Genomic DNA, 7,031 nt, shown 5'->3' with positions numbered 1-7,031 from the left:
GGTGAATTCGAGGGTGTCGCTGGCGTTCAGGGCAAAGGCGAGCAGCCGGATCATTACGCGCAGGTCGGTTTCCGACGGATGCTGGGCGATGGTCAGCTGATGGTCCGCGTAGTAGTGACGGTCCATGTCGGCGATATTGAGCGTCGCCTTGAGAATGGTTGCTTTGAGCGCCATGGGCTTCCTGCATTGGTATCGAGGTAGTGGTTTGGGCTAGTGTAATGCAATTCTTTCCCGGGTGAGTGTAAGCGCATGCCGATGTTGCGTGGTTTTCTGGTTCTGGTGCTGTTTTTTATTCTTGGTGAGTCTGTGCGCCTGCTTCTGGCGTTGCCGGTGAGTGGCGGCGTGCTGGGGATGGTGGTCATTACCTTTACGCTGATGGTCAAGGGCAGCGTCAGTGATGATCTGGCTCAGGCCAGCCAGGGGCTGATATCGGTGCTTGTGCTGTTGATCATGCCTGGGGTTGTGGGTGTGTTTTTCACGGCCGACCAGTTTTCGGAGCAGTGGCTTGCGGTTGCCGCGGCGCTTCTGGTGGGCACCTTCCTGAGTGTGCTGACGACTTTGTTGTTGATGAAGGCGGTGACGGCCAGGGGAGTGAGCGATCGTGAGTGATCTCTTTGCCCGCTTCCAGGCGTTGCCTGATACGCTTGCCGCCACTCCGATTCTGGCGATCGGTTTGACGCTTGGTGCTTTCTTTGCCGGCAACTGGCTGTTCTCACGCATTGGCCGGCCCTTGTGGCTGCCGCCGGTTGTGTTGTCAGCGTGTCTGTTATCCGGCGTCATCGCCGTTCTGGCGGTGGACTATCAGGATTACCAGCAGGCGCCCGCTGGCTGACGGTGTTGCTGGGCCCGGCCACGGTGGCCCTCGGCATTCCGCTTTACCAGCAAATGCACCATATCCGTGCCATGTGGCGCCCGATTGTGGTCACTTTGCCTATTGCCGCCACCATGGCGGCGGTTTACGCCGTGGTGATTGGCTGGGCCCTGGGCGCCACGCCGGAGGTCCTGGCCTCGCTGGCGCCCAAGTCAGTGACGGCACCGATCGCCATTGGTATTACCGAGCAACTGGGCGGTTCGGTGCCCCTGATGATGGGCGGCCTTCTGATTACCGGTGTGGTGGCCACACTCTTTGTTGAACTGCTTGCCCGCTTGTTGCCCGTTCAGGATGAGCGCATTCTGGGGTTTGCGCTGGGATTGAACGGCCATGCCATCGGAACTGCACGAGCATTCGAGATCAGCCATACTGCGGGTGCGTTTGCTTCCCTGGGTATGGGCCTGACTGGCGTCTTCACCGCTCTGGTTCTGCCTTTGGTTTTTCGTTTGTAATAGGTCTTGGGCATGTCTGACCGGAACCTGCTGTCACTCCAGGTGGAACACCTTCAGATTCTTCTGGACCGTTATACGGGGGCGTTACAGGAGCATGGCTACGACAGCCTGCTGATCGCTTCCGGCGCCGCGCCTTTCCGTTATGGAGATGACCAGACCTGGCACTTCCAGGGTTATGGCCCGTTTCTGCAATGGACCGGGCTGGCCGGTCGCGAACACTGCTGGCTCTGGATCCAGGCGGGGCATAAGCCCGTGCTCTGGCTGTTCGAACCGGTCGACTTCTGGCAAGCCAATCTGCCCCTGGCGGAAGAGCCCTGGCAGCAATTTATCGAGGTTCGCAGCAGTGACTCATCCGAGGCGCCGTTGCTGGACGATCCCGGCAGCCTTGCGGTGATCGGTGACCCTGCCCTGATCGAGAATATCCCGGGTGACAAAAACCCGGATGCCTTGCTGAGGGCACTGGACGAGACCCGCGTGCGCAAGACCCAATATGAAATTGAGTGTCTCGCGCAGGCCAACAGGCTCGCTCTGGCAGGTCATGCCGCTGCCCGGGAGGCGTTCCTGGCCGGTGAGAGCGAGTTCGGCATCAATCTGGCATACCAGCAGGCGACCGGTCAGCGGGAAGCCGAAGCGCCTTACCACAGCATTATCGGCCTGAACGAGCACGCCGGCACGTTGCACTACCAATATTACGATACGCAGCCTCCGGGGCGGCCCCGCAGCTTGCTGATTGATGCCGGGGTGCGTTTTCGTGGCTACTGTTCCGATATTACCCGCACCACGGCAGGACCGGACGAGTCGCACTTTGCGGCCCTGATCCACGGCCTGGACCGACTCCAGATCAGGCTTTGTGACATGGTCGCGCCGGGTGTGAATTACGTCGACATTCATCGCAAGGCCCATCAGGGCTTGCCGCCCTGCTGTCGGCGACCGGGCTAGTCACTGGCCTGGATGATGAGGACATCGTCGAACGGGGCATAACCCGCGTGTTTTTCCCGCATGGCATTGGTCATTTCCTGGGCGTCCAAGTTCACGATGTGGCTGGAAAGCCAGCGGCGCCTCCGGAAGACGCGCCTTTTCTCCGCCTGACCCGCCGGCTGGAACCCGGCATGGTAGTGACCATCGAGCCGGGTCTCTATTTCATTCCCTCTCTGCTGGATCCCCTGCTGGAAGGGAAGCTGGGCAATATCTGAACCGGGCGCTGATTGGCCGGCTGAGAGGCTGTGGGGCATTCGTATCGAGGACAACGTGGTGGTCACTGAGTCCGGCTCCCGGAATCTGACCCGGGGTTCGTGAGCCTCGCAATACCAAATGTTGCACAAATTTACGCCAGAAGGCTTGCATTTCTAGATGCCAATAACAATAATTATCACTAACTTTTATTGTCATTGGTGAGTCACTGCTATGTACGTTTGCCTTTGCCACGGCGTAACCGACCGGGAAATTCGCGAAGCTGCCGATAACGGCGTGTCATCCATGCGCCAGCTTGGCAAAGAGCTGGGCGTCGGTACCCAGTGTGGACGCTGTGCCTGCACTGCTCGCGAAATCCTGCGCGAGAGCCGCACGCCCGACTACCTGGCCATGGCCAATATGCTCGCCCAGCCTGCCTGACCGGCACGATTTGTCCGGTTCTGTTTTTCTCCTGTGCATAAGGGCTATCCTAAGACACTGATTCATTCGGCCATCAGGGAGCCCGAACATGAAAGGCGATAAAAAGGTCATCCAGCACTTGAACAAGGTCCTCGGCAACGAGCTGACCGCCATCAATCAGTACTTTCTCCACTCCCGCATTGTACAAGGATTGGGGCATTACCAAGCTGGCCGCCAAGGAATACGAAGAATCCATCGACGAGATGAAGCATGCAGACCAGCTTATCGAGCGGATCCTGTTCCTCGAAGGCCTCCCCAATCTCCAGGATCTGAACAAGTTGCTGATCGGCGGAGAACGTCGAGGAAATGATCTCCTGCGATCTCAAACTGGAAGAAATTGCCCACACCGACCTGAAAGAAGCGATCCTCTACTGCGAAGAAGTGCAGGATTTCACCAGTCGTGAACTGTTCCGCAGCATTCTTGATAGTGAAGAAGAGCACATCGACTGGCTGGAAACCCAGCTGGAAATGATTTCCCAGATGGGCATCCAGAACTACATCCAGCTTCAGTCATCCGCCGCGGAGTAACTCCAGACAATGGACTTGTCCTGTTTTAAAGCCTACGACCTGCGGGCCGGGTGCCGGATCAACTGAATCCGGTCCTGGCTGAAAAAATCGGACGCGCCTACGTGGAAATTACCGGCGCCAAAAAGTGATTGTCGGCTACGACATCCGTATGTCCAGCCCCGACATTGCCGAATCGCTCAGCTCGGGCTTGATGGCCGCCGGTGCGGATGTGTTTGATATCGGCCTGTGCGGCACCGAGCAGGTGTATTTTGCCACCAGCCATTACAAGATGGACGGCGGCATTATGGTGACCGCCAGCCACAATCCCAAAGATCACAACGCATGAAAATGGTCGGCCCTGAGTCCCGGCCTATCAGCTCCGACAACGGTCTGAACGAGATCCGCGACCGGGTGCTTGAGCCTTTCGGTGATGCGCCCCAGCAGGGCCGCTACGAACCGCTTGAGGTGATGAGCGCCTATGTGGACCATTTATTGGGATACATCGATGCCGGCTCCCTCAACCCGCTGACCATTGTCTGCAACGCCGGTAACGGCGGCGCCGGCCTCGTGATCGATGAACTCGAACAGCACCTGCCCTTTGAATTCGTAAAAGTGCACCACCAGCCAGACGGCCATTTCCCAACGGCGTACCCAACCCGATTCTCCCGGAAAACCGGGCGGCGACGGCCGACGCCGTTATCGCGGAAGGCGCCGCCATGGGCATAGCCTGGGATGGCGACTACGACCGCTGTTCTTCTTCGACGAAAACGGCCGTTTCATCGAGGGCTACTACATTGTTGGTCTGCTTGCTGACCAGTTCCTGCGCAAAACTGGTGGCGGCAAAGTCATCCACGACCCGCGCCTGACCTGGAACACCCTTGATCTGGTGAAAGCCGCCGGTGGCGAAGCCATCGAGAGCAAAACCGGCCACGCCTTCATCAAACAGAGAATGCGTGACGAAGACGCCGTGTACGGTGGCGAAATGAGCGCCCACCACTACTTCCGCGATTTTGCCTACTGCGACAGCGGCATGATCCCCTGGCTGCTGGTCGCCGAGCGCCTCTGCCAGTCCGGCCAGACCCTCTCATCGCTTATCGACGCCCGAATCGAAGCCTACCCGGCCAGCGGCGAAATCAATCGCACCATCGATGATCCCCCCAAGGTCATCGCGGCCATCGAGGCCAAATACAGCGTCGGCGCCAAAAACGTCAGCCACGTGGACGGCGTAAGCATCGAATTCGACGACTGGCGCTTCAACCTTCGGATGTCCAACACCGAGCCGGTTGTGCGTTTGAATGTAGAATCGAGGGCGGATATTCCGTTGATGGAAGAGAAAACCGGGGAATTGTTGGCTGAAATGGATCGGCTAAACAAAGAAGGCTAAATCTATGGCTCGCTCTGACTGTTACTGAGGCAACACGGTCAGAGCCAGTCGTTAAGCATAATCCCGATACCGAACCGCTGAATCCGGTGGTTATAGTCGATCAGGCTCTCCCCATACCCGTTGTAGTACTGGAAGAACCCCTTAACCGTATCCCCCATCGGAAAACTGTACCCGAACTCCACCGACGTCTTGTTGTCATCCGATCGGAGATTGTTCATGAGCCGTAACGAAAACGTCCGGTCTTCGGTCAGCTTGTAGACCGCATAATAATTGGCATGCCCCAGATAGCGCTCGATATCCGCATTGTCATCGTCATTGTTTTCCGGAATCCGATACCAGGGTTGAACCATAAACAGCCACCGGTCATAGCTGTAGGCGGCTGAGCCCATAACCCGATTCCAGCTCCGGGAACGTGGCTCCGACTGGCCGTTTGACTGATGGTTGAACCCCAGGGTCACGCCATCAAGCCGGCCAGGTCCGATATTCCAGTCGGTCTGATATCGCGCGAATATTTCCGGTTCGTAGTTGGTCTCCCGGAAAGGCGCAGAATCGTCCTGGTTGTAGACCTGCCAGAACGACGTCTGAGTGTAGCCAAACCAGAGGGTGGTACGGTCATCCATAATCCCCGTAAGCAACGGCACCTTGAAGCTGATCTGGTACTTGGCCTCTTCCCGTTCCAGGTTGTAGTCGTAGCCGACGGAACCGAGCCTTGGGCTGGAGGGCACATCGTTCGGATCTTTCACCCAACTGACGGGCAGGATATAGGTGGGGCGATGGCCCACAAAACCGCCGGAGAATGAGAAGACGGCCTTTTCAGCTGCTACATACCGGTCTACCAGCGCCGACATAACGCCTGCGTCGGAATCGCCTTCCAGGGCATTGCCGGCAACGGCATCGAGATCTTTACCACTGGGCGCCAGTTGCTCCGCGCTCTTCTCGGCCTGTTCTTTGGCGCTTTCCGATGCCCGGGCCTGGCTCTCTGTGGGTTTGTAGAGGCTGTCAAAACAGGCCAGGCGCTTGATTCCATCGTCAATCAGAGCGCACTGTTCGGGCGAATCAATGGAGGGCGCTTCCTCAGTCTGTGCCGCCACGTATACAGGCACCGACAGCATCAACGAGAGGGTAGTGATGGCCGTGGGCGACGCCAACAGGTGTGGGGATGTCATCGGGTGCTCTCTCCTAGCTGGCGGTCAGACTGAACCAGGTGTTGGCAATGCCATAGATCCAGACGCCGATCAGCGTGACGGCCAGAAGTGAGAAAATAACCTTGTGCTTGAACCGGTTGCCGCTTTCTGCCGAGGCTACCCAGCGCAGGTACATGAGGCCGATGAAGCTGATGAAGACCCCGAGGCTGGCAAAGGCTGGAATCAGCAGCCAGCCGGCATTGATCGTCTGGCCGTCGGTGGTCTGACTGGAAAACCACCCCATGGACGCGAGCAGAATGGCAAGAGCCGTAAATTCGGCAATCAGCAGCGGTTTGCGCAACGGGTGAGGTGAAGTCGGTTCCGAATTGGTCATGGAAACAGGTCCTGAATGATGAAACGTCGGCGAACACCATGGTAACCGGATTGTTCGCGAAACACCCTCTGACTTACGAAATCGCAACTAAAATGGTTGAAATCAATTTATGATTTTGCTGTTTGGTTTTTTTGCCAGGTTTCAGTCGCTATAATGCGGCAACCGAAGATTATAACGCTCAAATGCGAGGTGCATTGTGAAGATGAAGAGAGTCCTGGCTGCTGTACTGGTCGGTTTAGGCCTGACAGCTGGCGCCGTAATGGCAAGTGTCGAAGATGAAATCCGTGCACGCATCCAGCCGGTAGGCGAAGTATGCATGCAGGGTGAAGAGTGCGGCAGCGCAGCTGCTCCAACCGAGACAGCCAGCTCCGGCCCTCGCTCAGGTAGCGAAGTGTATGACGCGGTCTGCATGGCCTGTCACACCACCGGCGCTGCTGGCGCACCTGTGATTGGTGATGCCGATGCCTGGGCTCCTCGCATCGATAAAGGGCTGGATACCCTGGTCAGTCACGCGATCAATGGCTTTAATGCCATGCCGGCCAAGGGCGGTTGTGCAAGCTGTCCGGATGAAGAAATCCAGGCGGCTGTCGAGCACCTGGTGGCAGAGAGCCAATGAGGCAATTTTGAGTAAAAAAAGCCCCCGACATCC

8 protein-coding genes and 4 pseudogenes are annotated in these 7,031 nt (G+C 57.5%); 9 read left to right on the top strand and 3 right to left on the bottom strand.

The window, feature by feature from the left end; translation table 11 throughout:
- Window positions 1-174 (bottom strand): YaeQ family protein (locus CFT65_RS18860; RefSeq protein WP_141103825.1); only part of this gene is annotated, 174 nt, incomplete at its 3' end.
- 75 nt (window positions 175-249) lie between these two features.
- On the opposite strand from CFT65_RS18860, the gene CFT65_RS18855 reads away from it, so the two are divergent.
- From CFT65_RS18855 to CFT65_RS19525, 8 genes and pseudogenes are all read left to right on the top strand, one after another.
- Entirely contained in the window at window positions 250-609 is a 360-nt protein-coding gene (locus CFT65_RS18855; protein ID WP_088826020.1) for a CidA/LrgA family protein, read from the top strand.
- Window positions 599-1,323: pseudogene (locus tag CFT65_RS18850) on the top strand (LrgB family protein). Before CFT65_RS18855 ends, CFT65_RS18850 begins: the two are co-directional and overlap by 11 nt.
- A gap of 12 nt (window positions 1,324-1,335) precedes the next feature.
- Window positions 1,336-2,619 (top strand): annotated as a pseudogene (pepQ, locus tag CFT65_RS18845) (Xaa-Pro dipeptidase).
- A gap of 108 nt (window positions 2,620-2,727) precedes the next feature.
- Window positions 2,728-2,934 (top strand): bacterioferritin-associated ferredoxin, encoded by a 207-nt coding sequence (locus CFT65_RS18840; protein WP_012139146.1) that lies wholly within the window; start codon window positions 2,728-2,730, stop codon window positions 2,932-2,934.
- A gap of 88 nt (window positions 2,935-3,022) precedes the next feature.
- Window positions 3,023-3,501: pseudogene (gene bfr, locus CFT65_RS18835) on the top strand (bacterioferritin).
- 148 nt (window positions 3,502-3,649) lie between these two features.
- A complete protein-coding gene (locus tag CFT65_RS19535; protein ID WP_416376655.1) occupies window positions 3,650-3,826 on the top strand; it encodes a hypothetical protein in 177 nt (58 codons plus the stop codon).
- Window positions 3,823-4,346: pseudogene (locus CFT65_RS19530) on the top strand (hypothetical protein). The gene CFT65_RS19535 and the pseudogene CFT65_RS19530 overlap by 4 nt, the downstream one beginning before the upstream one ends.
- On the top strand, window positions 4,229-4,864 hold the full coding sequence (locus tag CFT65_RS19525) for a hypothetical protein (RefSeq protein ID WP_416376660.1): 636 nt from the start codon (window positions 4,229-4,231) through the stop codon (window positions 4,862-4,864). Before CFT65_RS19530 ends, CFT65_RS19525 begins: the two are co-directional and overlap by 118 nt.
- A 38-nt stretch (window positions 4,865-4,902) precedes the next feature.
- Here the strand turns inward: CFT65_RS19525 and CFT65_RS18825 are convergent, their stop codons facing one another.
- A complete protein-coding gene (locus tag CFT65_RS18825; protein ID WP_088829535.1) occupies window positions 4,903-6,030 on the bottom strand; it encodes a phospholipase A in 1,128 nt (375 codons plus the stop codon).
- A 13-nt stretch (window positions 6,031-6,043) separates the two neighbouring features.
- Complete coding sequence (locus CFT65_RS18820; protein ID WP_088829534.1) at window positions 6,044-6,382, bottom strand: hypothetical protein; 339 nt, start codon at window positions 6,380-6,382, stop codon at window positions 6,044-6,046.
- 202 nt (window positions 6,383-6,584) lie between these two features.
- On the opposite strand from CFT65_RS18820, the gene CFT65_RS18815 reads away from it, so the two are divergent.
- Entirely contained in the window at window positions 6,585-6,998 is a 414-nt protein-coding gene (locus CFT65_RS18815) for a c-type cytochrome (protein ID WP_088829533.1), read from the top strand.
- The last annotated feature ends 33 nt before the right edge of the window (window positions 6,999-7,031 follow it).

The sequence above is a fragment of the Marinobacter sp. es.048 genome, assembly GCF_900188435.1.
Lineage (GTDB): Bacteria > Pseudomonadota > Gammaproteobacteria > Pseudomonadales > Oleiphilaceae > Marinobacter.
This window is presented reverse-complemented; position numbering and strand designations above follow the sequence as displayed.